This window comes from Planosporangium thailandense (assembly GCF_011947195.1).
Lineage (GTDB): Bacteria > Actinomycetota > Actinomycetes > Mycobacteriales > Micromonosporaceae > Planosporangium > Planosporangium thailandense.
Genome location: NZ_JAATVY010000017.1, coordinates 83,981 through 110,854, shown reverse-complemented (window position 1 = coordinate 110,854; position 26,874 = coordinate 83,981). Strand labels below are relative to the sequence as shown.

The window sequence follows — 26,874 nt, the reverse complement described above, 5'->3', positions numbered from 1 at the left end:
GAGCGGGCCACATGGGCGGTCCGGAGCGCGCCGATAGCCGCGCGCGAGGAAACACGGGAATCTTCTGGCGGTGGTGGTCGGCCGGCGCGACCAGTGGGGTGGGCTCGGCGGTCAGCGCGGTGGCGTTGCCGCTGACCGCGCTGACCGTGCTCCACGCCACCGCGTTCGAGATGGGGCTGATCGCCGCCGCGAGTTACGCCGCCTGGATCGTGATCGGCCTGCCGTCGGGCGTCCTCGTCCAGCGCCTGCCGCTGCGCGGCGTGCAGGTCGCCGCCGATCTGGCCCGCGCGGCGGCCCTCGGGTCGATCCCGCTGACCTGGTGGTGGGGCCACCTGACGGTCGCGCATCTCATCGCCGCCGCGCTCGTGGTCAGCTTCGCAAACGTGATCTTCGACGTCGCCAACTCCACCTTCCTGCCCGCCATCGTCGGCAAGGAACAGCTCGAGGCGCGTAACAGTCTTGCCTCGGCCACCCACGCCTGCACCCAGCTCGGCGGCCCACCACTCGGCGGGCTCTTCGTGCAGATTCTCGGCGCCGTGCCCACGATGCTCGTGGACACCGTCAGCTACCTCGTCTCGGCGCTGTTGCTGAGGTCCCTGCCCGCGCGCGGCGCCCAGGCGCCCGACCGCTGGCCACCGATGGGCGAGATGATCCGGCAGGGCTGGCGGTTCGTCACCCGCCACCCCCTCATGGGGCCGGGTATGTGGACCGCGACGGCGGTGAACTTCGTCTGCGGCGCACAGCTCGCGCTCTACCCGCTCTACCTGGTCCGCGACCTGCGCACCCCGGCCGGCCTGGTCGGCGTGCTGCTCGCCGCCGAAGGCGTCGGCTCGCTCGTCGGCGCGGCGCTGACCACCCGGATCACGGGCCGGCTCGGCTCCGCGCGCGCCCTGATCGTGGCGGGCTTCGCCGCTTTCGCCGGCGCCCTGCTCATCCCGTCGGGTACCGGCTGGCCGGCCTACGTGGCCTTCGCCGTCGGCAACATCGTCTTCGCCGGCGGCGTCGTGATTCTGAGCATCACGACCCGTACGTACCGGCAGCTCGCCAGCCCGCCCGAACTGCTGTCGCGGGTGATGGCGACGGTCCGGTTCGTCTCCTGGGGCGCGATCCCGTTCGGCGGCTTGACCGCCGGCGCCCTTGCCGGCGCGCTCGGAAGCCGGACCACCCTGGTGGTCTTCGCCGTCGTCACCGTCTGCGCGCCGCTCGCGCTCGTCGGATCGCCGATCCGTCACCTGCGCGACCTCACCGACTTCCCCGCCGACCGGAGTTCGTCGCCGGCACAGATCCGGACGGCGTCGGCGCGCGGCGCGGGTGAGGTGGCCGGACCGGGGAAGCGGAGGTGACCGGGCACGTCGAGCGGCACGACGCGGTTGGGGGCACCGGCGTGGAGCAGCCTGTCCTGGCGACCGCTGCGCGACGACCGGCGCTCCGGCCGCCGCGCAGGCGGCATCACCTCACCTGCGGGCGCCACCGGCAGGGACGTGGTCGGTGTGGACGAACGGCTTCGTACCCTGCACGGCGGGCTTGCCGCCGGGCGCCGTCTGCTGTCCCCGGTTGGCGTGTTCGGGTGACGGCAGCCACTGCTCGATCGGCCGCTCGACGTAGCGCCACTGCACCCCTTGCGGCCACGGCCCCTGCCCCTCGTTCCAGGGCCCGCGGAACGACTGGCCGTCGGACATGTTGAACGCGACGTTCTGGAACCGGTCGTCGCCGGGCAGCCGGCCCGGTGGGAAGTTCTCGGGCAGCTCGTTGAGCGCCGCTGTGAACTGCTGGAAGTGGGCGACCTCGCGGGTCATCAGGAACGTGAGCGTGTCCTGGATGCCGGGGTCGTCGGTGAACTGCTTGAGGTACTCGTAAACGATCTTCGCTCGGGATTCGGCCGCGAGGTTGCTGCGGAGGTCGACCGTCGGGTCGCCGTTGGCGTTGACGTAGGTGCCCATCCACGGCGTGCCGGCCGAGTTGACGACGTCCACGCAGCCGCCGGTTTCGGTGAGGAACAGCGGGTTCACGGCGACCTGATGGATCACCTGTTCACGGCCGTCCCGGGTGGTCACCAGCGGCATCCAGTTGCACAGCTCGTTGGCCTGCTTGAGGTCGTCGTTCAGCCCGTCGAGCAGCATTGTGATCATGGTGCCGACGATCTCGAGGTGCGTCAGCTCCTCGGTCGCGATGTCCATGAACAGGTCGTACAGCGCGGGGTTCTTCTTACGCAGCACGAAGGCCTGCGTGAAGTACTGCATCGCGGCCTTGAGCTCGCCGTTGGCGCCGCCGAACTGCTCCTGCAGCAGGGTGGCGAACCGGGGATCGGGCTTTTCGACGCGGACTTCGAACTGGAGATCCTTGACGTGGGTGAACAACTCGACTCCTCGCGGTGGGTATGGATCAGGAGCGGTCCGGTCCGGGTCAGGCCGGGCCGTGCCGCTACCCCCCGCGTGGGCGCCGAAACTGGCGCCGACCACCGGCGCGCGGTCTGTCCACGTTAGAAGATCTCAGGTCGGGGCCGGCGCAGCCCGGGTGAGATCGTCAGTCCTGCGGCCGGAGGGGACCCTTCGGTACGAGGGCCTCCGCGCGAGCCCTCTCGACGACGCCTCGAACGGGGGAGAACGCCGCATAAGGTGACCACGGGTCGGGTAACTCTCCGGCACCATGGACCTGCATAAGATTTTCGTACCGCAGACCCCGCCGCTCGAGGTCATGCTGCGCGGCAGCATCGTGTACCTTGCCCTGTACTTCCTGCTGCGGGTCGTCCTCAAACGCCAGAGCGGCACCACGGGCATCACCGACCTGCTCGTCATCGTGCTGATCGCTGACGCCGCACAGAACGCGATGTCCGCCCAGTACAACAGCGTCACCGATGGCCTGATCCTGGTCGCCACGATCATCGGCTGGTCGTTCCTGCTCGACCTGCTGGCCTACTGGTTCCCGCCGCTGCGCAACGTCATCCAGTCCCGGCCGCTATCGCTGGTGAAGGACGGGCAGATCGTCCGCCGCAACATGCGCCGCGAGCTCATCACCGAGGACGAACTCTGGTCGCAGCTGCGCCAGCAGGGCATCGAGGACCTGGCCAAGGTCCGGCGGGTGTACATGGAGCCGGACGGGCAGTTCAGCGTGGTGACCGGAAACCACCATCGGCCCACGTCGGAGAAGCAGGCCTTCTGATCGCCGCGGGGCGCCGTTTGGATCTGCTGTCGGCGGGTAGCGCCACCGGTTCGCAGAGGGGTCGTCCGGCCTTCGGCGGCCGGCCCGACGCCAGACCGCGACACGACGAGGAGCGTACGGGGTGACGACGACACAACGGCGGCGTACCGGGCGTGGCGAGCCGGCAGCGCAGGAGGACCGGGCGGCGCAGGCGGGCGGAGAGCGGCAACACGAGGCGGCCGGGGACGGCCGGCACCCGCGTTCGGCCGCGGAGCGTGCCGCGCGCCACAACAGCAGCCACGTGCGGCTGCCGGTGGTCGGTGAGATCGAGCTACCGCCCAAGGACGAGCTGGCCTTCATCGGCGGCCTGGCCGTGTTGGGGGTGTTGGGAACGGTCGAGTGGCCGGTGGTGGGGCTGCTCGCGATCGGCCACGCGCTCATCTCCAACCGGCGCAACAAAATCATGCGTGAGTTCGGCGAGGGGCTGGAACAAGCGTGACGCCCGTTCGGGCCCGCTGCCCGCGGCCTGCGTGGTTTCGAGGGTGGCGACCGGGGTACGCCGACGAGGACCCGCAACCCTGCGACGAGCACCGGTGACGGCGCCCCGGGTAGGTGAACCATGCCAGCGACCAAACAGCGGTTGATCTCCGTCGTCAGTGAGGTCGCCGGGGTGGCGGCCGACCCGAAGACCGGGCTCTCCAAAGCCAAGTCCAAGTTGATGTCCCCGCGGACGGCCCTCATCGGGATCTGCCTCCTGGCGGCCTACATCATCGGTCGGCGCGCGGCCAACCGCGACGAGGACTGACGCGGCCAACCGTGACGAGGACTGACGCGGTCGGTCGCGGCGAGGGCCGCCGCCACGCGGAGTTTCGTGGCTGACCCGGCGGGAAGCCGCGCTCACCGGATCGTTCCGGCGGTTGGGTCGCGCTGCTCGCCGGCTCCGCCTCCACCCAGCTTCGGAATCTGCCATGCGGGCAAAGTCGCGTCGCGGGACCCGAGGTACACCGTCGAGCCGCAGCGCGAACGGAGCCGGCTGTGAGCAAGAAGATCGTCGAGTACCTGCCTTTCGCCGGCATCATGCTGGCGACGTGTGTCGCCGCGTGGCTCGCGGGTCGTTCGGTCGACTGACCGGCAACACCGTCTACCGGTGCGGCTGCCCGCCCTGGTTCTGCTGTTGAGGCGGTTGTCCACCCTGTTGCGGTTGTCCACCCTGTTGCGGTTGGCCGCCGCCCTGTTGCGGTTGGCCGCCGCCCTGCTGCGGTGGCTGGCCTCCGGGGTTCGGTGGCTGGCCGCCCGGGTTCTGCGGCTGCGCCGGTCCGCCGGGTGGCGGTTGGGCTGGGCCGCCGGGTTGGCCAGGTTGCGGTTGGCCGGGTCCGCCGGGTTGGCCGGGCATGCCGGGTTGGCCAGGCTGTGGTTGGCCGGGGCCGGTGGGCATGCCGGGTGGTGGCTGGCCGGGTCCGCCGGGTCCGCCGGGTTGGCCGGGCATGCCGGGTTGGCCAGGCTGTGGTTGGCCGGGACCGGTGGGCATGCCGGGCGGTGGCTGGCCGGGGCCGGTGGGCATGGCGGGTGGTGTCTGGGCCGGTGTGCCTGGCGTGCCAGGTGTGCCGGGCGTGCCGGGCGTGCCGGGCGTGCCGGTTGTGCCCGGCGTGCTTGGCGTGCTCGGTGTACTGGGCGTACTCGGCACGCTCGGAGACCCGGGGGTCGTGGGTGCGCCTGGGCTGACGCTCCCGGACGGGCCAGCGGACGGCTGCTTCGAAACATTCGGCGTCCCCTGCGCTGCCGGTGGAAGGTTGTGCTGTATCCCCTGCACCGGGTCCAGGTCGTGCTTGTGCTGGTGCTTCTGTTGCTGTGGCGCGGGCGGTTTCGGCTGTTGCACCCATACGGTGATGTTCTTCTGAATGAGCTGCTGTTGCTGCACGGTGATGTTCTGGACCGGCGCGTTGTTGATGTTGACGCTCGGTGCGTTGACCGAAGTGGACGTTCCCTGTTGCCAGACGAATCCGAACTGCCCGCTCGGCGGTGGGGAGATTGGGTACACCGCGAAATCGCGGAAGTACCCGTACGCCGGAATGACGACCTGCCTGCCGGGGAACGTCGAGCAGTACGTCTCGGTCGGGTAGATGGTCTGTCCACTCAGCAGTCTGAGGTAGTCGACGCCGGTGCAGCTGAATGTCTGGGGAACGCCGGTCCGGTTCGTAATGACGACGAAGACGACGAACCTGTCGGCGGACACGACCCAGATCTGGTACAGCGTCACGATCCAGACGTCGCTGCGAAAGATCTCGTTGTTGATGGTGTAGATGCCGGGCGCGGCACCTTGAGCAGGCTGCTCGGGGACGGTCACGACGGACGCCGGGCGGAACGCGCCGGACAAGGCCGGCCGTGCCGCCGCCGCGGACATCGGGTGTCCGTGCCACGGCGGCCCGGACGCGGCGAGCGCGACGGCCATCGCGGTGACCGTTCCCGCCACCGCCGCCCGGAACTTGCGCGAGCGCGAGCAGCCGCGTGGCGCGGGCGGTTGTTGCGGGTTGGTGGTCGGCGACCGTGTCGGATGTCGCGACGACGATGGTTGAATTTTCATTGTCCTGTGCTTTCGACGCTAGCTGCCAGGACTGCGACACCAGCCACCGAGTGGGTGAACAAGCCGGTCGAACGGGGAGCTTGAAACCGACGCCCACCGGTCCGAGGACCGCCGCTACGTGCCGGGTATCGCAAGCGTCCTGGTAGGCGACCACCGACGTGCCGTCGTCGCGGTACGTCGTGATCTCTTCGGTTATCGTTCCACCCTTGTTGGCTCATCGGACGCTGGTTAGGGCCGAAGGTCCCGTCCCGGCAGCCGAGCTGACCCGGTGGCGTGGGGGATCCGGCCGCACGCGGTCGGGGCGGCCACCGTAGCGACCACCCGTAATGGCAGCGCCGGCACTTCCGCGCACACAGCACACAGCGCACCGGCCAGCATCGTGGCAGCCTGTGGTGGAGCGTCCGGGCCGCTGCGCACTGACGTGGAGGAGCAGCGGTCGTCGTGGGGACAGCCGCTTTCGGGGGTGTTACTGCCAACACGGGAGGAGCTGGTCGCTTCGGCGACCCGGGTGTTCCTGCGGCCGCTGGCCACGCCGTTGCCGCTGGGTTTCCTGGCCCTGATGTTGTCGACGACCACCTTCGCGGTGGTGGAGCTCGGCTGGGTCCCGGCCGCCCAGAACAAGGTGGCGGCGCTGGTCGCGGTGGTACTCACCGCGCCGCTGCAACTGCTGTCAGCGGTGCTGGGATTCCTGGCTCGGGACCCGGTTGCCGGGACCGGCGTGGCGGTCCTGAGCGGTACGTGGGCGGTGATCGGGGTGACGACGCTGCTGTCTCCGCCGGGGGCTCACAGCCCCGGGTTGGGTGTGCTGCTGGTGTGCGCCGGCGTGGCGCTGCTGGTGCCGGCTCGGTGGGGCTGCTGCTGGCCGTTGTCGCGCTGTATGCGGCGTTCGCGCTCGAGCTGGAGGGGCAGCGCCGTCGGACGGTCCTGCCGGTGGGCCGTACCCCCTCCACGGAGCGGGCGGTCCGCGGCGAGGGGGACATCCCGGTCTCCGAACTCGCCGCCGAACCGGGGGTTCGGCCCCGGCTGTGACCGGTCCTCGCCTGTCGGCCGGCTGTCCGTGCGTCTGCGCGTACCCGCGTAGCCGTACGGGGAGGTGGCTACCGGACCTGCGGGCGTCGCACCCGGCGTCTGGTGTGGTCGGTCACGTCCGTCGCATCGATTCATGGCACCCGGTGAGTTTGTCAGTCCCGTTTCGGGGCAATCGACCACTAATGACCGGTCGGACATGAAGGGATCGCGAGGCGGATCGCGAACGCGCTCGCGGTGGGGGCGTACGAGAGCGTCATGCGAACGCACGCGAGGCCGGATCGGGCCGCGCCCCCTGGCGCGGCCACTGCGAGACCAGAGGAGACAAACGTGAAAGCCGTCGTGTACCAGGGCCCGCGCCAGGTCAGCGTGGAGGAGGTGCCGGACCCGACGATCCAGGAGCCCACGGACGCCATCGTCCGGATCACCACCACGAACATCTGCGGATCGGACCTGCACATGTACGAGGGCCGCACCTCCGTGGAGCAGGGCAAGATCCTCGGGCACGAGAACATGGGCATCGTCGAGGCGGTCGGCGACGCGGTCACCCGGATCAAGGTCGGCGACCGGGTCTCGGTGCCGTTCAACATCGCCTGTGGCACCTGCCGCAACTGCGTGCACGGGTGGACCAGCTTCTGCCTGCGCACCAACCCGACGCCGGGGGTGGACGGAGCCGCGTACGGCTACGCCAACATGGGGCCGTACGCCGGCGGCCAGGCCGAGTATCTGCGGGTGCCCTTCGCGGACGTGAACCTGCTGGAGCTACCGCCGGGCACCGAGCACGAGAACGACTTCACCATGCTGTCGGACATCTTCCCGACCGGCTGGCACGGCACCGAGCTGGCCGGCATGCAGCCCGGCGATCGCGTCGCGATCTTCGGCGCCGGCCCGGTCGGCCTGATGGCCGCGCACAGTGCCATGATCCGCGGCGCTTCCGAGGTGTTCGTGGTCGACAAGGAGCCCGACCGGCTCCGCCTGGCCGGCAAGATCGGCGCCACCGCGATCGACTTCAGCCAGGGCGACCCGGTCGAGCAGATCCTCGACGCGACGGACGGGCGCGGCACGGACTGCGGCGTGGAGGCGGTCGGGTACCAGGCCCACGACCCGTCCGGCCAGGAGCATCCCGAGCTGGTCCTCGACAACCTCGTCAAGGTCGTACGCTCCACCGGCGGGATCGGCGTGGTCGGCGTCTACATGCCGCAGGACCCGGGCGCGGCCACCGAGGAGGCCAAGCAGGGCCGGGTCGGCTTCGAGTACGGCACCTTCTTCACCAAGGGTCAGCGGATGGGCACCGGCCAGTGCCCGGTGGCGCGCTACAACCGCCAACTGCGCGACCTCATCATCACCGGGCGGGCCACGCCGTCGTTCATCGTCTCCCACGAGCTGCCGCTGACCGAGGCGGGGGACGGGTACCGGCACTTCGACCAGCGCGACGACGGCTGGACCAAGGTCCTGCTGAGGTCGGGAGACGCCGCCTGACCGAACCCGCGACCGACCAGCGGCCCGCACCCGCCCGACGGGGCTGTCAGTCGGGCAGTTCGTGACGCGACAGCCGGCGCCGGACAGCAGCACGGCCGCGCCCAGAATCAGCACGAGATCCAGCGCCCCCACGGTGTTCTCCTCCGTACGTGTCCTGCGTACGGCTACCCCCAGGTGACACGGGTGAGACCGGTCGGGCCGGCCTGGCGGGCTGCTGTCACGGCTGGCCGTCGGAGGGGGCGTTCCTGCTGTGCGGGCTGCTCGCCGCGTTGTCGGCGCATCAGATGGGCGATCTGGTCAGCGCGCGGGTCTGGTTCGAACGCAATCGCGCCGCGTGTGGCCCGCCCGGGCTGTACGCCGAGGAGTACGACGTGCGGCAGCGCCAACTGCGCGGGAACCTGCCGCAGGCGTTCGTCCACGCGCTGTTCATGCAGGCCGGCGCGGCCCTGGCCGGCTGAGGAGCGGGTCAGTGCCGGGTGCCGCGGGTCCGGTTCCGCTCCCGTAGACCGAGCACCGCCCAGGTCGTCGCGGCCGTGGCGTCGGTTCGCGCCGCCCGCCGCCAGCGGCCGTCGGCGGCGGCCAGGGCGAGTGCCGTCGCCGCGTGCACCGCGTCGACCGCCGCGCCGAGGGCGAGCATCCGGTCGGTGGGACGCAGCCACGTGAGCGCCGCCTGGGCGAGATGCCGGGCGCCGAGCAGCCGGGTGATGCGACGGGCGGTGGCGTCCGGCCGGTCGCCGAGCGCGCGTAGCACGGGTGCCGGGGCCGTGGCCAGTGCCGCGCCCCAGGCGGCCCGCGCTGCGGCGACACGTCGGCGGCGCGCCACGTCAGGACCGGTCAACGCCGCTGTGACCAGATCACCCCGGCCGTCGCGGCGAGCCCCGCGCCGGCCGCGAGCCCCGCGCCGGCCGCAGCGAGCAGCCCGTGGTGGTGGGAGGCCCACAGCTGCCGGCTGTGGCCGTACGCCTTGCTGTCGAACGATCCGTGCGCGCCGAAATCCCGGCCGCTTCCGTCGTCGACCGGGTTCCACAGGTTGACCGGGTGGTCGGTGGCCGGCTCGCTGGTCATCTGCGACTGGTAGCCCTTGCGGGCCAGATACCGGTCGAGCAGGCCGGCGGCGAACTTGTTGGCGATCAGTGTGGCGACGGTCGAACCGCCCACCCAGTACTCACGGCGCTTCGGGTGGTCGGCCGCGTAGACCACCGCCCGCGCGGCGACCTCCGGCTGGTAGATCGGCGGCACCGGCTGGGGGTGGCGGGGCAGCCGGGACAGCGCCCAGTCGAACTGCGGGGTGTTCAGCGCCGGCATCTGGAGCATGGTCACGTGCACGTTGCTGCCCTGGTGCATCAGTTCGCAGCGGAGCGCTTCGTTGAAGCCCTGGATGGCGTGCTTGGCGCCGCTGTAGATGGTCTGCAGCGGGATGCCCCGGTACGCGATGGCCGAGCCGACCTGGACCACCGCGCCGCGGTCGCGGGGCAGCCTCCGGCGCAGCGCGGCCCGGGTGCCGTTGACGTAGCCGAGGTACACCACATCGGTGCCGCGCCGGTACTCCTCGGGCTTGATCTCCGTGAACGGCGCGAACACGGTGGCGAAGGCGGCGTTGACCCATACGTCGATCGGGCCGAGTTCGCGCTCGACCTCGTCGGCGGCCGACTCGAGCTCCTCGTGGTCGGCGACGTCGACCTCCCTCGTGAACGGCTGACCGCCGGCCTCCCGGACGTCGCTGGCCGCCGCCTGTAGTCCGGTGCCCCCGCGCGCGAGGATCGCGACCGCGTCGCCGCGCGTGGCGAACTCGCGCACGCAGGCCCGGCCCGCTCCGGCGCTGCCACCGGTGACCACGACGACCCTTCGCCCTTCTGCGGTTGCCATGAGGTCCCCTTCCTGCCGGTCGCTGCGGGTGGTTGCCGTGTCGATCGCGGTCTGCCCGGTGACAGGCGGCGGAAACGCGCGCTCCATCCGGGATCGGCGCGGTGCGACGGCCGTCGCGGGAGTTTCGCCGGTCCGGGGCCGGGTAAGCGCACCGGGAGCGTGACGTGCGGCCACCGCGGCCGGTGTCCGTGGAAGACGCGGTGGCGAGATCTGTACGCGCACCGCGAGGCGGTGACCGATGGGTGACCGACCAGTTGTCGAGAAGCTGGACGTGCACGCGTTCACCATCCCGACCGACGGCCCCAGCGGCGTCGCGCAGGACGCCACGGCGCAGTGGGAAGCCACGACGATGGTCCTGGCGCAGGCGCACGCGGATGGCGCCAGCGGGCTCGGCTACACCTACGGCGACGTCTCCGTCGCCACGTTCATCGAGTCCAAACTGGCGTCGACGGTCAGCGGCGCGGACGCGCTGGCGCCGCCCGCCGCCACGGAAGCGATGGGCGCGGCGATCCGCAACTCCGGGCGCCCGGGGGTCGGCGCGATGGCCGTGTCGGCCGTCGACGTGGCGCTGTGGGATCTGCGGGCACGGCTGGAGGGGCTGGCGTTGTTCCGCGCGCTGCCGTCGGTCCACGACCACGTGCCCGTCTACGGTAGCGGCGGGTTCACCAACTACCCGCTGGATCGGTTGGCCGGACAGCTGTCCGACTGGGTCGAGCAGGGGATCGGTCGGGTGAAGCTGAAGACCTCCCGGAACCCGGACCAGGACCCGCGGCGGCTGACGGCGGTCCGCGACGCGATCGGACCGGAACCGGCCCTGTTCACCGACGCCAACGGCGGTCTGACCGGGAAGCACGCGCTGGCCTGGGCGCACCGGTTACACGACGAGTGGGGAGTGTCCTGGCTGGAGGAACCGGTCAGCTCGGCCGACTTCACGGGACTGCGGATGGTGCGCGAGCAGGGGCCACCCGGATTGGACATCGCCGCCGGCGAGTACGGGTTCGTGCTGCGCGACTTCACCAACCTGCTCGCGCCGCAGGCGGTGGACTGCCTGCAGGCCGATGTCACGCGCTGCTGCGGGATCACCGGGGTGCTGCAGGTCGGCGGGCTCGCGGCCGGGCACAGCGTCGACCTGTCGGCGCACTGCGCTCCGGCCATCTCCGCCCACGCGTTCTGCGCAGTGGCGCGCCGGCGCCACCTCGAGTACTTCCACGACCACGTACGAATCGAGCACCTGGTCTTCGACGGCGCGCTGACGCCGCGCGACGGTGCGCTGTGGCCGGACCCGCAGCGGCCGGGGCTGGGGCTGGCGGTGCGGTGGGCCGATGCCGAGCGGTACCGCGTGTACGGGCGACGCCCCTGACAACGGATGGAGAGTCCGATGCAGAAGGTATCCGATTTCGTCCTCAGCCGTCTGCGGGAGTGGGGCGTGCACCGGGTGTTCGCCTACCCGGGTGACGGCATCAACGGCCTGCTGGGCGCGTTCGAGCGGGCCGGCAACAACCCGGAGTTCATCCAGCCCCGCCACGAGGAGATGGGCGCCTTCATGGCCTGCGCGCACGCCAAGTTCACCGGGCAGGTGGGCTGCTGCATGGCCACCTCCGGCCCGGGCGCGATCCATCTGCTCAACGGCCTGTACGACGCGAAGCTGGACCACCAGCCGGTGGTCGCGATCGTCGGACAGCAGAAGCGGATGTCGCTCGGCGTGCACTACCAGCAGGAGGTCGCGCTGGAGGTGCTGTTCGCCGACGTCTCGACGTACGTGCAGACCGTCATGATGCCGGCGCAGGCGCGCAGCGTGATCGACCGGGCGTTCAAGATGGCGCTGACCGAGCGCGGCGTGGCGACCGTCGTCATCCCCGAGGACGTGCAGGAGTCGCCGGCGGAGCCGACGCCGCCCAAGGAGCACGGCGCGGTCTTCAGCAGCGTGGGCTGGAGCAAGCCCCGGATCCTGCCCAACGAGGACGAACTGCGCAAGGCCGCCGGCATCCTCAACGAGGGGCAGCGGGTCGCCATGCTGATCGGCCAGGGTGCGGCGCGTGCCGGCGCCGAGGTCGTGGAGGCCGCGGAGCTGCTCGGCGCGGGCGTGGCCAAGGCGCTGCTGGGGCGCGACGCGCTGCCCGACACCCTGCCGTTCGTGACCGGGCCGATCGGGCTGCTGGGCTCCAAGGCCAGCGACGAGATGGTGATGAACTGCGACGTCCTTTTCATGATCGGCACGAGCTTCCCGTACGGGGAGTGGCTGCCCCCGGAGGGGCAGGCCAAGGGCGTCGAGATCAACATCGACGGCCGGTTGATCGGGATGCGCTATCCGATCCAGGCCAATCTGATCGGGGACTCGAAGGAGACGCTGCGGGCGCTGATTCCGATGTTGAAGCGCAAGTCCGACCGCAGCTGGCGGGAGAAGATCGAAAAGGACGTCCGGGAGTGGGACCGGATCCTCGCCGACCGGGCCAGCCAGCACTTCGACGGCCAGATCAACCCGCAGGCGGTCGCGCACGAACTGACGCCGCGGCTGCCCGACGGCTGCATCCTCACCGCCGACTCCGGCTCGTCGACGAACTGGTGGGCCCGCCACATCGCGCTGCGTGAGGGGATGCAGGCGTCGCTGTCCGGCACCCTCGCCACGATGGGTCCCGGCACGCCGTACGCCATCGCCGCCAAGTTCGCCTACCCGGACCGGCCGGTGATCGCGTTCGTCGGGGACGGCGCGTTCCAGATGAACGGCATGAACGAAATGATCACGTGCAAGCGGTACATCGACCGGCTCGGCGGCTCGCCGCCGCTGGTGTTCTGCGTCTTCAACAACCAGGACCTCAACCAGGTCACCTGGGAGCAGCGGGCGGAGGCCGGCGACCCCAGGTTCCCGCACTCGCAGTACATCCCGGACGTGCCGTACGCCCGCTACGCCGAACTGCTGGGCCTGCGCGGTATCTACTGCGACGAGCCGGGCAAGGTCGGGCAGTCCTGGGACGAGGCGCTGAACGGCCCCGGTCCGGTCGTACTGGAGTTCAAGGTGGACAGTGAGATTCCGCCGATCCCGCCGCACACCATGTACGACCAGGCGAAGAAGACCACCAAGGCGCTGTTGCAGGATCCGCAGCTGGCCGGCATCGCGGTGCGCGGGACCCGGCAGAAGCTCACCGAGTTCTACGAGGCGCTGCCCGGCCGCGGCCGGCGGTGACGCACGGCGCGCGAAGGCGCCGAGCGAGGGGGACACGATGGTGACGCTGACGCGCACGGACGTGCTGCAGGTACCGGTGAACACGGCCCCGCAGGTGGGCGGCCCGCCGCGCGGCCGGCGTCCGATCCCGGTGAACCGGCTCGAGCAGGCGCTCACCGCGGCCGTGCAGGGCGAGGCGTCCGCGGACTGCGGCATCGGAGCGACCCGGACGCACCGGGATCCAGGCGTCAGCCGGGGGCGTCGGTCGCGTCCCGGGCCCCGTTGTCCCGGGCCCCGTCATCCCGGGCGGCGCGCCGCGCGCGCTGCGGCACGATCACGTCGCGCGGGTCGGCCGCGGACGCGCGACCGGCCTCGAAGATCCCGAACCGGGTGGCCGCCGAGCCGGCCAGCAGGGCCAGGCCCGACACGGCCGCGAGAGTCCGGCTCCGGCGGCAGGTCAGCGCGCCGGCGATCCCGGCGGCGGACAGCAGCCGGGCCGCCCGCATCAAGCGCCCGGCCTTTCCCGTCTTGTACTTCTCGCCGGCGCCGCCCAGGCGCCGCTCCATGACCGTACTCGCGGCAAGCTCGACGGCGGCGCCGAGCGCACCGAGCCGGGCCGCCGGCCGGTTCTCGGCGACCGGGGCGCCGAGCAGGCCGAGCCCGCCGGCGGCCGCCGCGGAGCTACCGGCGAACACCACGGGCAGCTCCCGGTGGGCGTCGTGCCAGGCGGGTATCGCGGTGTCGGCGATCAGCGCGGCGGTGTACGTGGTCATGGGCCCGCCGAAGGCGGCCGCGCCGATCCCGGCCGCCCGACCGAGCACGGGGAGGACTCCGGTGACCTCCGAGGCGACGGCCGCGGTGGCGAGCCCGGAGAAGGGCGAGAGGATCCAGGTGCCCACCGACAGGGGAGAGGTCACCTTCACCACGCGCATCATGGTGAGAAACCGCGACGGCCGGCCCAGATCCTTGATGAGCAGCCCGACCCCGGCCAGGGCCCCGGCGGAGGCGCCGAACCGGGCCGCGCGCGCCAGCCCCGGCCGGCCGGTCGCGGCCGCGAACTCGGCCAGCAGCGCCGACGCCCCGGCGAGCCCGCCGCTGAAGAAGTACGTGGGGATCTCGGGGCTCTTCCAGGTCGGCTGCTTGAGGATCGGTCGGCCGTAGTAGGACTCGAAGTCCGGCGCGCTCCGCACCTCGGCGGACGGCACCATGGCCCGCTCGCGTCGGCTCATCGCCGCCCTCCTATCGCACAGGCCGCGACCGCGGCGACCAGTCCGGCCGCGGCGAACGCGGCCCGGCGCCAGATGCTCGGCAGATCCCGGGTGGTGACGACCGGGTCCGGGGGTAGCCCGTAGACCTCGGGCTCGTCCAGGAGCAGGAAGAAGGCGCCGTCCCCGCCGACGCCGTTGGCCGGGTCGGCGCCGTACAGCCGGGCCTCCGTCGCGCCCTGCGCGCGCAGCGCGTCGACCCGCGCGGCCGCCCGCTCGCGGAGCTCGTCGAGCGGGCCGAACTGGATCGACTTCGTCGGGCAGGCCTTGGCGCAGGCCGGCTCCTGGCCGGCGCCGAGCCGGTCGTAGCAGAGCGTGCACTTCCACGCCCGCCCGTCGCCGGGCCGGATGTCGATGACGCCGTACAGGCAGGCCGGCACGCAGTACCCGCAGCCGTTGCAGACGTCGGACTGCACCACCACGGTGCCGAACTCGGTGCGGAAAAGCGCACCGGTCGGGCACACGTCGAGGCAGGCGGCGTGGGTGCAGTGCTTGCACACGTCCGAGGACATCAGCCACCGCACCTCGCGGTCGTCCTCGTTCGCTGCCTGCGGCACCGACGGCGCCGGGCGGACCGTCGGCATGCCGAGGTCGACCGGCTTCGCCCGCCCGCCGTCGCGCGGCCTGACCTGCTCGACGAACGCCACGTGCCGCCACGTGGACGCGCCGAGCCCGCCGGTGTTGTCGTACGACATGCCGGTGAAGGTCAGCCCGTCTTCGGGTACGGCGTTCCACTCTTTGCACGCCACCTCGCAGGCCTTGCAGCCGATGCAGACCGAGGTGTCGGTGAAGAAGCCCATCCGCGCGGGGTGCGCGTCGTAGCCCGCTTCCCCGGCGACATCGTGCAGCGGGGCGGCCAGTCGTTCGCCGAGGGTGAACTCCTGGGTCACTTTTTCTTCCCTCCGGTGACGGCCTCGGTACCGGTCTCCGCGGTGATCCCGGCGCGCCGCTGGTAGTCGGCGACCAGCGGGGCGGCCGCCGGTGCGCGCGGTCGCCGGCCGGGCCGGATGTCGCATACGGACGCCTTGGTCGGCTGGATGTGCACGTTCGGGTCGAGCGCGATCGCCAGCAGTTCGTTCGCGGAATCGCCGGTGGACAGCCCGTTGCCGCCCCAGTGGTAGGGCAGGCCGATCTGGTGGAGGGTCCGCCCGCCCACGCGCAGCGGGCGCATCCGCTCGGTCACCAGTACCCGGGCCTCGATCACCGCGCGCGGATTGACGATCGTCGCCCAGCCCAGGTGCTCCAGGCCTCGCTCGGCCGCGAGCTGCGGCGACACCTCGCAGAAGAACTCGGGTTGCAGCTCCGACAGGTAGGGCAGCCACCGGCTCATCCCGCCCGCGGTGTGGTGCTCGGTGAGCCGGTAGGTGGTGAACACGTACGGGAACACCTCCGCCCCCGGGTCATCGCCGCTGGGCGCGTACCGGTTGAGCCGGTGCGGATACACCTGCCGCGCCGGGTTCTGCTGCTGGCCGTACAGCTGGTTGGGCACCGGCGACTCGTGCGGCTCGTAGTGCGCCGGCAGCGGCCCGTCAGCCAGTCCGGCCGGCACGTACAGCCAGCCGCGGCCGTCGGCCTGCATGATGAACGGCTCCGTGCCGGCGATGGCGTCCTCGCGCTCGGCGTCCTCCGGCGGGCGGTAGTCCGGCGACTTGTCCGGCTGGAAGTCCGGCACGTCGTGGCCGGTCCACTTCTTCTGCTCCGGGTCCCACCAGAGGTACGCCTTGCGCTCGCTCCACGGCCGGCCCTCCGGATCGGCCGACGCACGGTTGTACAGGATGCGGCGGTTGGCCGGCCACGCCCAGCCCCACTCCGGCGCGACCCAGGACTGCTCAGACCCCGGCTTGCGGCGGGCCGGCTCGTTGACGCCGTCTTTGAAGCATCCGCAGTAGATCCAGCATCCGCAGCGGGTGGATCCGTCGGCCTTGAGCTCGGTGTACGACGACAGCGGCTTTCCGTCCGGGCCGAAGCCGTTGATCTCGGCGAGCACCGCCTCGGCATCCGGGTCGCCCGCCTCGCCCTTGGTCGGGTAGTCCCAGGTCAGGTCGAGGATCGGCCGGTCCGCACGCGCGGTCGAGCCGGCGAGCTTCGCCCGGATGATCCGGCCGAGGTGGAAGTAGAACCACAGGTCGCTGCGCTGATCACCCGTGGGTTCGACGGCCTTGTGGTGCCACTGCAGCATCCGCTGCGTGTTGGTGAAGCTGCCGTCCTTCTCGGTGTGCGCGGCGGCCGGCAGGAAGAAGACCTCGGTGCCGATCTCCTCGGGCGCGAGCTCCCCGGTCTCGATCTCGGGGCCGTCCTTCCAGAACGTGGCCGACTCGATCAGCTGAAAGTCGCGGACGACCAGCCATTTCAGGTTGGCCAGGCCCAGGCGGTTCATCTTGCCGTTCGCCGTGCCGACCGCCGGGTTCTCGCCGATCAGGAAGTAGCCCTCGCTCTCGCCGGCGAGCTGCTTCATGACCGTGTCGTAGTTGGAGTGCTTGTCGGTCAGCCGGGGCAGGTAGTCGAAGCAGTAGTCGTTGTCGGCCGTGGCCGCGTCACCCCACCATGCCTTGAGCAGGCTGACGGCGTACGCGTCCATGTTGCCCCAGTAGCCCTTTGAACCCGCGTCGGCCGAGATGTAGGTCGCCAGGTCCTCGTGGTCGTGTGCGTGCGGCATCGGCAGGTAGCCGGGCAGGATGTTGAACAGGGTCGGGATGTCGGTGGAGCCCTGGATGGAGGCGTGGCCGCGCAGGGCCATGATGCCGCCGCCGGGCCGGCCGATGTTGCCGAGCAGCAGCTGCAGGATCGCCGCGGTGCGGATGTACTGGACGCCCACGGTGTGGTGGGTCCAGCCGACGGCATAGACGAACGCGCTGGTGCGTTCCCGGCCGGAGTTGGCGGTCAGGGCCTCGGCCACTCGCAGGAACTGCGCCTCGCTGACGCCGCAGATCTCGGCCACCTTCTCCGGCGTGTACCGGGAGAAGTGCCGCTTGAGCACCTGGAACACGCAGCGCGGGTGCTGGAGGGTGTCGTCGCGCTCGGGCCTGCCGTGGAACGTGCCGCCGCCGGCGCCGGAGGTCGAGACCCGGGCCGTCGCGGCGCCGCGCCGGGCGTGCTCGGACCGGCTGTCCGACGACGAGCCCTTCTCGTTGGACTCCATGTCCGACCACTGGTCACGCTGACCGGCCGCGGCTGCCACGTCGGCGCCCTCGTACTGCCACGTCGACGGGTCGTAGTGCCGGGTGTCTTCCTGGAAGCCGGAGAACAGGCCGTCGAGATCCTCGGTGTCGCGGAAGTCCTCGCGCAGGATCATCGGCGCGTTCGTGTAGGCCACCACGTACTCACGGAACCACTTGTCGTTTTCGAGCACGTACCGGATGAGGCCGCCGAGGAACGCGATGTCACTGCCGGCGCGCAGCGGGACGTGGATGTCGGCGACCGCGCTGGTCCGGGTGAACCGCGGATCGACGTGGATGATCGTCGCGCCGCGCTGCTTGGCCTCCATCACCCACTGGAACCCGACCGGATGGCACTCGGCCATGTTCGAGCCCTGGATGACGATGCAGTCGGAGTTCTGCAGGTCCTGCTGGAAGGTCGTGGCGCCGCCGCGGCCGAAGCTGGTTCCCAGACTGGGAACGGTGGAGGAGTGTCAAATGCGGGCCTGATTCTCGATCTCTACCGCGCCGAGGGCGGTGTAGAGCTTCTTCATCAGGTAGTTCTCTTCGTTGTCCAGGGTCGCGCCGCCGAGGCTCGCGAACCCGAGGGTCCGGCGCAGCGCCCGACCGTTGGAGTCAGTCTCCTGCCAGGTCCGCCGGCGGGTCTCGATGACCCGATCGGCGATCATGTCCATGGCGGTGGCCAGGTCGAGGTCTTCCCATTCGGTGCCGTACGGGCGCCGGTAGCGCACCTTCGTCTGCCGGGTCGACGAGGTGACCAGCTGCTTGCTCGCCGAGCCCTTCGGGCAGAGCCGTCCACGCGAGACGGGGGAGTCCGGGTCGCCCTCGATCTGCGTGACCTCGCCGTCGCGCACGTAGACCTGCTGGCCGCAGCCGACGGCACAGTACGGGCAGACGGACTTGACCACCTTGTCGGCAGTCTCGGTCCGGGCCAGCAGGTTCCGGCTCTGCCGAGACTTCGCGGCCGCACCCCGGCCCAGGGGATCGTGCGAGGTCAGCTGGCGATACACCGGCCACCCCTCGAGCCACGTCCGAACACCCATGGCGCGCTCCCGCCGTTACCTGGTACCTCGATCGTCCAGCGATCGACGTACCCACAACGATTGCGGTTACGCACGCGACATACGCCGAATTCGATCGACGCGCCTGCTACATCTCGGACCGGTCACCCGGACGCCAGAGACAATGTGAGCGGCGTCGGTCACGGCGGGGGTGGATCGGGCGGGTTCAGCTCCTGGACGTCGAGCGCCTTGCCGGTACGGCTGTAGACGGTGACCAGGGGGCGCCGGCCGACCGGAAGGCGGCGCAGGCTGACCAGCGCCCATACGAACGTGGCCAGGGTGGCGACGGTGAGTGCGGCGGCGAGGGCGCACAGCACGGCCATGGCTATCCTCGCCGGAGATCGTCGCGACGGGTACGCAGCCGGATGTGTTCGTCGTCGAGGTCGGCGACCTCGCTCCAGCCCACGACGACCGGGTGCAGGTTCCACCGGTCGCGGCCGATCCGTTGGATCAGCGCCCGCCGGCCGACGAGCAGCCCGGTGACCCGGATCGTGCGGTCGTCGGGCGACCGCGCGATCAGGTCGACGACCCGGCCGACCGGGCGGTTGTCGCGGTCGACGACGCGCCGGCCGACGATCTGGTGGTAGGTCAGGTGCATGGGCTCTCCGGTCAGGCTCCCGGTAGGTGGGCGAACAGGCGGTCCCGCACGGTGTCGGACACGGCGTTGACGTCGCACTCGGCGCGGCTGAGGTCGAGGCGGACCATGACGTCGACCTGCCGTACGCGGCTCCAGGGCACCTCGACCGGGTGCGGATCGCGGATCCCGAGCAGCCGGTAGATCCCGCGCGCCAGGGCGGTGCCCACCCGGCCGAGGGTGCGCGCGTACGCGAGCGGGCCGGTCACCAGGGCGACGAGCTCAGGCGGGCGGCCGGGGTCGGCGTCGGACAGGTCGAGGACGAGGTCGTCGACCTTGCCGCAGCGCAGGTCGTCGCGGTCGAGGAGGCTCTTGTCCACCAGATGCTTGCCCAGCTCGATCCGGCCGTACCGCTCAGGGCTGACGGCTTTCACGATTCACCCCCGGTGACGATCAGCAACGGGACGGCGGCGACAGCGACGACGATCAGCAGCGCGAGGATGATGCCGGCGACGGCGTTGATCGCTCGGGTGTTGGTCTGTTCGCCGACGTAGTCGCGGTCGTTGGCGACGATGAGCAGCGGGATGAACGTGAAGGGCAGCGCCACCGCGGCTAGGGCCATGGTCAGGATGGTCAGCGCGATGGGGTCGACTCCGGTCAGGGCGATCCCGGCCGCGAGGACGAACATGACCAGGTAGAGCAGGTGGAACAGCGGTACCTGGTGGGGGCGGGGTTGCTTGCCCCAGTCCCAGCCGAAGTACTGGCACACCGAGTAGGTGCCCGACAGCGCGGTCTCGAGGCCGGCGCCGGCGGACACCGCGAAGGTGCCCAGCCCGAACAGCACCAGGCCGACCTCGCCGAACGCGGTCGCGACCGGTTTCGCCGCGTCGGCCAGGCTCCGAACCTGCGCGTGCGCGGGGTGGAGCACCTGGGCGGCCGCGACCATCAGCCCGATCGTGATGACACCACCGAAGATCGTCCCGACGATCGCGCTGCTGCGGTTGGTGACGAGGTCGTCGCCGGTCCAGGACTGCTCGAGCGCGCCGGAGGAGTAGAACTCGAACTGGTAAGGCGTCATGTACGCGCCCAGCAGGGAGACCACGGAGAACAGGTACAGCCCGGCGGGGTGCGTCTCGCCGGGGGAGGGGTGGAACAGCGACCGGCCCACCTGCCCCCACTCGGGGTGCAGCCGGACCGCGGCCACCACGGTGATCAGGATGACCAGGCCGCACAGGGCGGCGGCGTTGTCCAGCGCCTCGAAGCCGGCCCGCCACAGCACGAGGACGAGGGCCAGGGCGGCCAGCGGTACCCACACCAGGTAGGACACCCGGGTCAGCAACTGCACGGCGAGGGCCATGCCGCAGATCTCCACCACCAGGGTCAGCACGTTGACCAGCGACAGGGCGGCCAGCGGGAGGAGCGACAGCCGGGCGCCCAGACGGTCGCGGATGAGGTCGAACGTGGCGCGCCCCGAGGCGATCACCACCCGCCCGGACATCTCCGCGTAGATCGCGAACCCGGCGATGCCGGGGATGACCGTCCAGAGCAGCGCGTACCGGAACTGCGCGCCGGCCTGGCTGGAGGTGATCACCCCGCCCATGTCGACGAACCCGCCCACCCCGGCCAGCACGCCGAGGGCCAGTCCGGCGAGTCGCCGCAGCCCGCGCCCACGTCCGGTCGGCTGGTCGTCGTGCCGGGTGGGGAGCGCCGTGGACGAGGTGCGGGCGGCGTCACTCATGTACGGGTTTCGCGGATCAACGAACGGGCTCGGCGGGTCGATGCCCCACCGATGGAGTGCTACCCCGATCAGGCGGCGTTCAAGCATGATCGACCCGTACCTGGCGTAGCGCCGACCGAGCTGGGTAGGCGCGACGTTTCGAGCCGCTGGTGCGTACAGGCGGGAGGCGGCCATGGTGATGCCACGCTCGGCGGAGCGGGGCCTGGTGGTCACGCTGTGGCGGGTGGAGATCGACCTTCCCCGTTCGCTCGGCTACTTCGGCGGTCTGTGGCTGGCGGTGACGCTCGGGCTGGTCGAGCCGCCGTTGGCGCTCTTCATCGCCGCCGTGCCGGTGCTGAGGATGCTCGGCAAGGCGAATCTGTCCCTGCCGTGGCGGTTCGTCTCCGGCGTGGTCAGCGGCGCGGCCCAGCCGATCGGTGGCGCCGAAGCGGAGCGGACCGTGCGGTTGCGCGACCCGGAAGAGGAGGCGGCCCGGGCCGTCGAGATGGCGCGGGCCACCGAACGGGGCCAGCGCATCAGGGCCGCGCGGTCGGCCGGCCGACCGCGCCCCGCGGGTACGTCGTGATGCCGGCACCCTCTTTGCGGCGCAGCGCGCCCCGTATTACGTATTTGCCGCTTTCTGTCCGCTCGGCTGACGACAGTCGGTCCGCTTGACCTTGATTGTGCGGCTTTTCCTTAGCTTCACTGACTGTTGGCCGAATAGGTCAGGGCGTGGGCGGCCAGGTGACCGTTCGGCTGCGCGTGGTGGACACCGATCGATACCGTACTGCCCCTGGCGCATGGAGCGAGGAGAGGTGGTGGCGATGGGTACGTCCTCCGGGGCGTGGTCCGGCTCGACGCTACCGACCTCCGCGGACGACCAGCCGGTTGTCCTCTACGAGAGCGACCGCACCCGGGTCAGCAGGGTGCGCCTTCCGCAGGGCGCCGGGACAGTCACGGCCATCCGCAAAGAGGCCCTCGGAGCGAGCGCGGCGGCGCGCACCCGGCACGAGATCGGGATCCTGGCGCGGCTCGCCGCGGTGCCCGGCGTGGTCCGGCCGGTGGCCGGGGCATCCGCAGACGGGCACTCGATCATGCTCGAGGACGTGGCCGGCCGGTCGCTGACCGAGATCCTGCGATCGGAGCGCCCGGATCCGGCCGGCCTGCCGCGGTTGGCGCTGGCGCTCGCTCGGATCCTCGCAGCCGTCCATCGGGCCGGCGTCGTGCACCGGGACGTGAACCCCGGCAACATCCTGCTGTCCGGTGCCGGGTCGACGCCGCGGCTCATCGACTTCGACCTGGCCACGACCTTCGCCGAGGTACGGCCGGGCTTCGCCCACCACCGGGAGATCGCCGGGAGGCTGCCCTACCTGGCGCCGGAGCAGACCGGCCGCACCGGCCTGCCGGTGGACCTGCGCGCGGACCTGTACGCGCTCGGCGCGACGCTGTACGAGGTCGCCGCCGGGCACCCGCCGTTCGGCGACGGTGATCCGCTCCAGTTGATGCGCGACATCCTCGCCCGGGAGCCGCAACCGCTGGCCCAGTTCGTACCCGGCATCCCGCAGGGTCTGTCGGACGTCGTCGCGCGGCTGCTGGAGAAGGAGCCCGAGCGCCGCTACCAGAGCGCCGAGGGGCTCGCGCACGACCTGTCCCTGCTGTGCGAGAACCCGGCGATGTCGTTGCGGCTGGGCGAGCGTGACTTCCCCACCCGGTTGTCGCCACCGTCCGGACTGGTCGGACGGCACACCGAGCTCGACACGATGCGCGCGGCCCTGGACAGCGCGCTGCACAGCCGGTCGCGAGGGTTACTGGTGACCGGCGCGCCCGGCGTGGGCAAGTCGGCGCTCATCACGCAGCTGCGGCCGACGGTGACGGCCCGCGGCGGCTGGTTCGTGGCGGGCAAGGCCGATCAGTACCGGCACGACACGGCGTCCGGGGTGGTCGTCCAGGCGCTGCGGGAGCTGGGTCGGCTGCTCCTGGCCGAGCCGGACGCGGCGCTGGCCCAGCAGCGCGACCGGATCCTGGACGCGCTCGGCGCCAACGCCGGACTCATCACCGCCGCGGCTCCCGAGTTCGTGACGCTGCTGGGCGCCGACCACCGGGTCACCGGCGGTGACCCGGTCGAGGTGGAGGCGCGGCTGCGGCAGGCGGCGCTGGACCTGCTCGGCGTGGTCGCCTCGCCGGACCGGCCGGTCGTGCTGTTCCTCGACGATCTGCAGTGGGCGAGCTCGTCCGCGATCGGGATCATGGACGCGATCCAGACCGACGAGGACCTGCGCGGCCTCCTGCTGGTCGGCGCGTACCGGGATCAGGACGTCGACGCCGCCCACCCGCTGACGGCCATCTTCGAGCGCTGGGAACGGCTGGGCGCCGCGCCGCAGGTGCTGCGGCTCGGCAACCTGGCCGCGGCGGACCTGGGCGTCCTCGTAGGACAGATGCTCCGCCTGCCCACCCCCGCGGCCGCGCCGCTCGCCGCCGTGCTGGGTGAGCGCACCGGGGGCAACCCGTACGACACCGTCGAACTCGTCAACGCGCTGCGCCGCGACGGCGCGCTCGTGCTCGGCGACGACGGCTGGCGCTGGGACGATGCGTCGATCCGCCGGTACGTCGGGCAGGGTGACGTCGTCGACCTGCTCAAGGACCGCATCGAGCGGCTGCCCGGCGAGGGTCGCGCGCTGCTGGAGATCATGGCGTGTCTCGGCGGCAAGGTACGCCTCGACCTGCTGGCCGCCGCGAGCGGTCGCTCCCCGGCGGCGGTGCCGGACCTGCTCGCCGCCGCGCTGGAGGACGGGCTGGTCGACATGGACGCCGCCGACGGTGCGGGCCCGGCCGCCGGGGCGGGCACCGTACGGTTCCGCCATGACCGGGTACAGCAGGCCGCCCGGGCCGGCCTCGACCCGGCCGCCAGGGGCGCGCTGCACCTGGCCATCGCCCGCCGGCTCGCCGCTGGTGCCGAGTTCCGGGCCGAGGCCGCGGAGCAGTACCTGGTCACGGTGGATGCGCTGAGCGACGGCGCCGAGCAGCGCATGGTGGCGGAGCTGTTCGCCGACGCCGCCGCGGGCGTGACCCGGGTCAGCAACCACGCGATCGCCGAGCGGTACCTGGCCGCGGCGGGTCGCCTGTGGCTGGCGGTCGGCGTCGGCCCCGACGACCCGTCGCTGATCGGCCTGGAGACCGCGTGGCATTCCGCGCTGTACAGCCTGGGCCGCCTCGACGAGGCCGACGAGGTGTACCGGTCGATCGAACGCCGGTGCGCCGACCCGATCGACCTGGTCGACGCGGCCAGCCTCCAGGTCTGCAGCCTGACCAACCGGCTGCGGCCGGCCGACGCGGTGACGTTCGGGTTCGCCCTGCTCGACCGGCTGGGCTTCGCGGTGCCCGGCGACAACGTCCAGGACGAGATCCGCAACCGCACCGCCGCCATGAACGAGTGGATCGAGCGCGTGACCGTCGCCGAGGACCTGCGCCGACCGGAGCTCACCGACCGCCGCGCGCTCGCCGCCAGCCGACTGATCTCGCGGATGAGCACGTCCGCGTTCTTCGCCTTCTTCGCCGACCAGACGGCCCTGCCGTGGCTCGTCACGGAGGCCCAGCGGCTGTGGGACGAGTACGGGCCGTGCGCCCCGCTGGTGAACACCGTCGCCACCGCGTGCTTCAGCACCATCATGGTCAGCGACGATCACGCCACCGGCGCCCGGGTCGCCCGGCACGCCATCGCCGTGGGCCAGGCGCGTGGCTTCGGGACCCCGGTGGCCGAGGCGCGCTACCTGTACGCCGTCAGCAGTTGCCACTGGTTCGAACCGGTCGAGGAGGCGATCCGGCAGGGCCGGGCGGCCAGGGAGGCGCTGCTGCGCGGCGGTGACCTGCAGTCGACGTGTCTGGCGTTCTGGCCGTCGATCTTCTCGCTGCTCGACTGCGGGCCGACCCTCGACGACCTGCGCAGCGAGGTCGACGCCGCCGTGGCGTTCGCCGAACGTACCGGCAACGACGCCGCCGCGGTGATCCAGCGCGGCACGTACCGGCAGTTCGTGCGGGCCATGTCCGGCGAGACCGTCGCGCCCGGCAGCTTCACCGACGACACGTTCGACGAGGACGCCGACGTCGAGACGAATCCGCGACTGGCGGCGCACTTCCACATCTACCGCGCGCTGTCGGCCGCGCTGTTCGGCGACGCCGAGGGGCTGGCCCGGCACACCGCGGCCGCGATGCGGCTGAACCCACTCGTCAAGAACCTGTACCCGAGCGCGGTGGCGCATCTGCTCCAGGCCCTCGCGTTGGCGCACCGGATCCGGACCGCCCCGGACACGCGCCCGGCCCTGCTCGCCGACCTCGACGGCTGCCGGGACTGGCTGGCGCGGCGCGCCCAGGACGCGCCCGAGAACTTCGGGCATCTGCTGCGGCTGATCGAGGCCGAGCGCGCCTGGGCGATCGACGAGTTCCGCGCGGCCGCCGTCGCGTTCGACGCCGGTCTGCGCGAGGCGGAGCTTCGGCAACGCCCCTGGCACCGGGCGCTGATCGCCGAACGGGCCGCGCTGTTCCACCTCGAGCACGGCCTCGAACGGACCGGACGTGAGCTGCTCGCCGAGGCCCGCCGGCGGTACGAGGAGTGGGGGGCGACCGGAAAGGTCCGTGAGCTGGACCGGACGTACCCCTTCCTGCGGCGGGCGGGTGCGACCGCGGAGGACACCCGGCCGCGCGCGGACCGGCTCGGCAGCAGCAGCGTCTCGTCAGACAACATCGACATGCTGGCCATCCTGCGGGCCTCGCAGGCGCTGAGCTCGGAGACGGGGCTGGACCGCCTGTACGCCAGCATCACCGAGCAGATGCGCACGATCACCGGCGCGACCGGCGTGCGGCTGCTTCTCTTCGACGAGGACGCCGGGGACTGGGTCATGCAGGTGCCCGGACCCGACGGTGACGGGCCGATCCCGGCGCAGGAAGCGGGCGCGCGCGGTCTGCTGCCGCTGACCGCGTTCCGGTACGCGGAGCGCACCCGGGAACCGTTGCTGGTCGAGAACGCCCTCCGCGACGACCGCTTCGCCCGCGACTCCTACTTCGTCGGGGTCGACCGTTGTTCGCTGCTCGTGGTTCCCATCCAGAAGCAGGGCGCCATGCGGGGCGTGCTCCTGCTGGAGAACCGGCTGAGCAGCGGCGCCTTCTCCGCCGACCGCCTCGACGCGGTGCTGCTCATCGCCGGTCAGCTCGCCGTCTCGCTCGACAACGCGCTGCTCTACCGGCGCCTGGAGGACAAGGTCGCCGAGCGCACCAGGGCGCTGCGCGCCGCCAACGAGCAGTTGGAAGCCCTCAGCCTGACCGATTCGCTCACCGGGCTGGCCAACCGGCGCCGGTTCGACGACGTGCTGCAGACCGCCTGGCACCGCGCTGCGGTCACGGGCGCGACGATCGGCATCGCCATGATCGATATTGACCACTTCAAGCGGTACAACGACGAGTACGGACATCCCGCGGGCGACGAGTGCCTGCGGGCGATCGCCGGCGCGCTGGCCGGCAGCGTCCGGCAGGAGACCGATCTCGTCTGCCGGTACGGCGGGGAAGAGTTCGCCATCATCTTCCCGGGTACCGATGCCGCTCGGGCGGCCGAGGTCGCGGAGCGCGCCCGGACCGCCGTGGCCGCGCTCGCGCGGCCGCATCCGAGCGCGGAGCTCGGTTTCGTCACTCTCAGCGCCGGGGTGGCGGCCATGACGGCCGACGTCGGGTACACCGCCGACGCGCTCGTCAAGGCCGCGGACACTGCCCTGTACCAGGCGAAACTGCGTGGCCGCAACCGGGTGTGGACGGCCGCCGATCCGGGCGACGGGGCGATCGGCCCGCATCCGGCGTAGCCGTCGGCG

At 71.6% G+C, this 26,874-nt stretch carries 20 protein-coding genes and 2 pseudogenes; 11 read left to right on the top strand and 11 right to left on the bottom strand.

Going from position 1 to position 26,874, the window contains the following annotated elements:
* The first annotated feature begins 11 nt into the window (after window positions 1-11).
* Window positions 12-1,343 (top strand): MFS transporter, encoded by a 1,332-nt coding sequence (locus tag HC031_RS21660; protein ID WP_167927211.1) that lies wholly within the window; start codon window positions 12-14, stop codon window positions 1,341-1,343.
* A 111-nt stretch (window positions 1,344-1,454) separates the two neighbouring features.
* Here the strand turns inward: HC031_RS21660 and HC031_RS21655 are convergent, their stop codons facing one another.
* Window positions 1,455-2,357, bottom strand: a complete 903-nt coding sequence (locus tag HC031_RS21655) for a manganese catalase family protein (RefSeq protein WP_167927210.1) — start codon at window positions 2,355-2,357, stop codon at window positions 1,455-1,457.
* A 289-nt stretch (window positions 2,358-2,646) separates the two neighbouring features.
* Between HC031_RS21655 and HC031_RS21650 the strand changes: the two genes are divergently transcribed.
* From HC031_RS21650 to HC031_RS21640, 3 genes are all read left to right on the top strand, one after another.
* Entirely contained in the window at window positions 2,647-3,159 is a 513-nt protein-coding gene (locus HC031_RS21650; RefSeq protein ID WP_167927209.1) for a DUF421 domain-containing protein, read from the top strand.
* Window positions 3,160-3,280: 121 nt separating this feature from the next.
* Complete coding sequence (locus tag HC031_RS21645) at window positions 3,281-3,637, top strand: hypothetical protein (RefSeq protein ID WP_167927208.1); 357 nt, start codon at window positions 3,281-3,283, stop codon at window positions 3,635-3,637.
* Between the two features lie 120 nt (window positions 3,638-3,757).
* Entirely contained in the window at window positions 3,758-3,943 is a 186-nt protein-coding gene (locus HC031_RS21640) for a hypothetical protein (protein ID WP_167927207.1), read from the top strand.
* A gap of 336 nt (window positions 3,944-4,279) precedes the next feature.
* Here the strand turns inward: HC031_RS21640 and HC031_RS21635 are convergent, their stop codons facing one another.
* Window positions 4,280-5,587: a hypothetical protein gene (locus tag HC031_RS21635; protein WP_167927206.1), complete on the bottom strand. Its 1,308-nt coding sequence runs from the start codon at window positions 5,585-5,587 to the stop codon at window positions 4,280-4,282.
* A gap of 595 nt (window positions 5,588-6,182) precedes the next feature.
* On the opposite strand from HC031_RS21635, the gene HC031_RS21630 reads away from it, so the two are divergent.
* From HC031_RS21630 to HC031_RS21620, 3 genes and pseudogenes are all read left to right on the top strand, one after another.
* Window positions 6,183-6,800 carry a hypothetical protein gene (locus tag HC031_RS21630; protein WP_167927205.1) on the top strand — a complete coding sequence of 206 codons (618 nt, stop codon included), beginning with the start codon at window positions 6,183-6,185 and terminating at the stop codon, window positions 6,798-6,800.
* Window positions 6,801-7,075: 275 nt separating this feature from the next.
* Window positions 7,076-8,224 (top strand): alcohol dehydrogenase catalytic domain-containing protein, encoded by a 1,149-nt coding sequence (locus tag HC031_RS21625; protein ID WP_167927204.1) that lies wholly within the window; start codon window positions 7,076-7,078, stop codon window positions 8,222-8,224.
* Between the two features lie 230 nt (window positions 8,225-8,454).
* Window positions 8,455-8,682: pseudogene (locus HC031_RS21620) on the top strand (glycoside hydrolase family 15 protein); the annotation flags it as partial.
* 8 nt (window positions 8,683-8,690) lie between these two features.
* Here the strand turns inward: HC031_RS21620 and HC031_RS21615 are convergent.
* Window positions 8,691-9,062 (bottom strand): hypothetical protein, encoded by a 372-nt coding sequence (locus tag HC031_RS21615; protein ID WP_167927203.1) that lies wholly within the window; start codon window positions 9,060-9,062, stop codon window positions 8,691-8,693.
* A complete protein-coding gene (locus HC031_RS21610; RefSeq protein WP_167927202.1) occupies window positions 9,059-10,090 on the bottom strand; it encodes an SDR family oxidoreductase in 1,032 nt (343 codons plus the stop codon). The genes HC031_RS21615 and HC031_RS21610 overlap by 4 nt, the downstream gene beginning before the upstream one ends.
* 238 nt (window positions 10,091-10,328) lie before the next feature.
* Between HC031_RS21610 and HC031_RS21605 the strand changes: the two genes are divergently transcribed.
* Both HC031_RS21605 and HC031_RS21600 read left to right on the top strand, forming a co-directional pair.
* Window positions 10,329-11,450: an enolase C-terminal domain-like protein gene (locus HC031_RS21605; protein ID WP_167927201.1), complete on the top strand. Its 1,122-nt coding sequence runs from the start codon at window positions 10,329-10,331 to the stop codon at window positions 11,448-11,450.
* A gap of 18 nt (window positions 11,451-11,468) precedes the next feature.
* Window positions 11,469-13,271, top strand: coding sequence for a thiamine pyrophosphate-requiring protein (locus HC031_RS21600; protein WP_167927200.1), 1,803 nt, complete (start codon window positions 11,469-11,471; stop codon window positions 13,269-13,271).
* 227 nt (window positions 13,272-13,498) lie between these two features.
* On the opposite strand, the gene nrfD is transcribed toward HC031_RS21600, so the two are convergent.
* From nrfD to HC031_RS21560, 7 genes and pseudogenes are all read right to left on the bottom strand, one after another.
* Window positions 13,499-14,479 (bottom strand): NrfD/PsrC family molybdoenzyme membrane anchor subunit, encoded by a 981-nt coding sequence (gene nrfD, locus HC031_RS21595; RefSeq protein WP_167927199.1) that lies wholly within the window; start codon window positions 14,477-14,479, stop codon window positions 13,499-13,501.
* Window positions 14,476-15,405 (bottom strand): 4Fe-4S dicluster domain-containing protein, encoded by a 930-nt coding sequence (locus HC031_RS21590; RefSeq protein WP_167927138.1) that lies wholly within the window; start codon window positions 15,403-15,405, stop codon window positions 14,476-14,478. The genes nrfD and HC031_RS21590 overlap by 4 nt, the downstream gene beginning before the upstream one ends.
* 14 nt (window positions 15,406-15,419) lie before the next feature.
* Window positions 15,420-18,713, bottom strand: a pseudogene (gene fdh, locus HC031_RS21585) (formate dehydrogenase); the annotation flags it as partial.
* 158 nt (window positions 18,714-18,871) lie between these two features.
* Entirely contained in the window at window positions 18,872-19,054 is a 183-nt protein-coding gene (locus tag HC031_RS21575; RefSeq protein WP_167927197.1) for a hypothetical protein, read from the bottom strand.
* 2 nt (window positions 19,055-19,056) lie between these two features.
* Window positions 19,057-19,329: a PRC-barrel domain-containing protein gene (locus tag HC031_RS21570; RefSeq protein WP_167927196.1), complete on the bottom strand. Its 273-nt coding sequence runs from the start codon at window positions 19,327-19,329 to the stop codon at window positions 19,057-19,059.
* A gap of 11 nt (window positions 19,330-19,340) precedes the next feature.
* Complete coding sequence (locus HC031_RS21565) at window positions 19,341-19,739, bottom strand: hypothetical protein (RefSeq protein WP_167927195.1); 399 nt, start codon at window positions 19,737-19,739, stop codon at window positions 19,341-19,343.
* Window positions 19,736-21,043, bottom strand: a complete 1,308-nt coding sequence (locus HC031_RS21560; protein ID WP_167927194.1) for an NRAMP family divalent metal transporter — start codon at window positions 21,041-21,043, stop codon at window positions 19,736-19,738. The genes HC031_RS21565 and HC031_RS21560 overlap by 4 nt, the downstream gene beginning before the upstream one ends.
* A gap of 172 nt (window positions 21,044-21,215) precedes the next feature.
* Here HC031_RS21560 and HC031_RS21555 point away from each other — a divergent pair, with 172 nt between their 5' ends.
* Together HC031_RS21555 and HC031_RS34000 are read left to right on the top strand one after the other, a co-directional pair.
* Window positions 21,216-21,608 (top strand): hypothetical protein, encoded by a 393-nt coding sequence (locus tag HC031_RS21555; RefSeq protein ID WP_167927193.1) that lies wholly within the window; start codon window positions 21,216-21,218, stop codon window positions 21,606-21,608.
* A 214-nt stretch (window positions 21,609-21,822) separates the two neighbouring features.
* Window positions 21,823-26,865 carry a diguanylate cyclase domain-containing protein gene (locus HC031_RS34000; RefSeq protein ID WP_205863054.1) on the top strand — a complete coding sequence of 1,681 codons (5,043 nt, stop codon included), beginning with the start codon at window positions 21,823-21,825 and terminating at the stop codon, window positions 26,863-26,865.
* Window positions 26,866-26,874 lie beyond the last annotated feature (9 nt).

Excerpts from the sequence above, each read along its gene's own strand:
- HC031_RS21600 (WP_167927200.1), top strand. The coding sequence starts at position 11,469 with ATGCAGAAGGTATCCGATTTCGTCCTCAGCCGTCTGCGGGAGTGGGGC.
- HC031_RS21640 (WP_167927207.1), top strand. The coding sequence starts at position 3,758 with ATGCCAGCGACCAAACAGCGGTTGATCTCCGTCGTCAGTGAGGTCGCC.
- HC031_RS21635 (WP_167927206.1), bottom strand. The coding sequence starts at position 5,587 with ATGGCCGTCGCGCTCGCCGCGTCCGGGCCGCCGTGGCACGGACACCCG.
- HC031_RS21570 (WP_167927196.1), bottom strand. The coding sequence starts at position 19,329 with ATGCACCTGACCTACCACCAGATCGTCGGCCGGCGCGTCGTCGACCGC.
- HC031_RS21660 (WP_167927211.1), top strand. The coding sequence starts at position 12 with ATGGGCGGTCCGGAGCGCGCCGATAGCCGCGCGCGAGGAAACACGGGA.
- nrfD (WP_167927199.1), bottom strand. The coding sequence starts at position 14,479 with ATGAGCCGACGCGAGCGGGCCATGGTGCCGTCCGCCGAGGTGCGGAGC.
- HC031_RS21605 (WP_167927201.1), top strand. The coding sequence starts at position 10,329 with ATGGGTGACCGACCAGTTGTCGAGAAGCTGGACGTGCACGCGTTCACC.
- HC031_RS21650 (WP_167927209.1), top strand. The coding sequence starts at position 2,647 with ATGGACCTGCATAAGATTTTCGTACCGCAGACCCCGCCGCTCGAGGTC.
- HC031_RS34000 (WP_205863054.1), top strand. The coding sequence starts at position 21,823 with ATGGAGCGAGGAGAGGTGGTGGCGATGGGTACGTCCTCCGGGGCGTGG.
- HC031_RS21560 (WP_167927194.1), bottom strand. The coding sequence starts at position 21,043 with ATGAGTGACGCCGCCCGCACCTCGTCCACGGCGCTCCCCACCCGGCAC.
- HC031_RS21610 (WP_167927202.1), bottom strand. The coding sequence starts at position 10,090 with ATGGCAACCGCAGAAGGGCGAAGGGTCGTCGTGGTCACCGGTGGCAGC.
- HC031_RS21555 (WP_167927193.1), top strand. The coding sequence starts at position 21,216 with ATGGTGATGCCACGCTCGGCGGAGCGGGGCCTGGTGGTCACGCTGTGG.
- HC031_RS21575 (WP_167927197.1), bottom strand. The coding sequence starts at position 19,054 with ATGGCCGTGCTGTGCGCCCTCGCCGCCGCACTCACCGTCGCCACCCTG.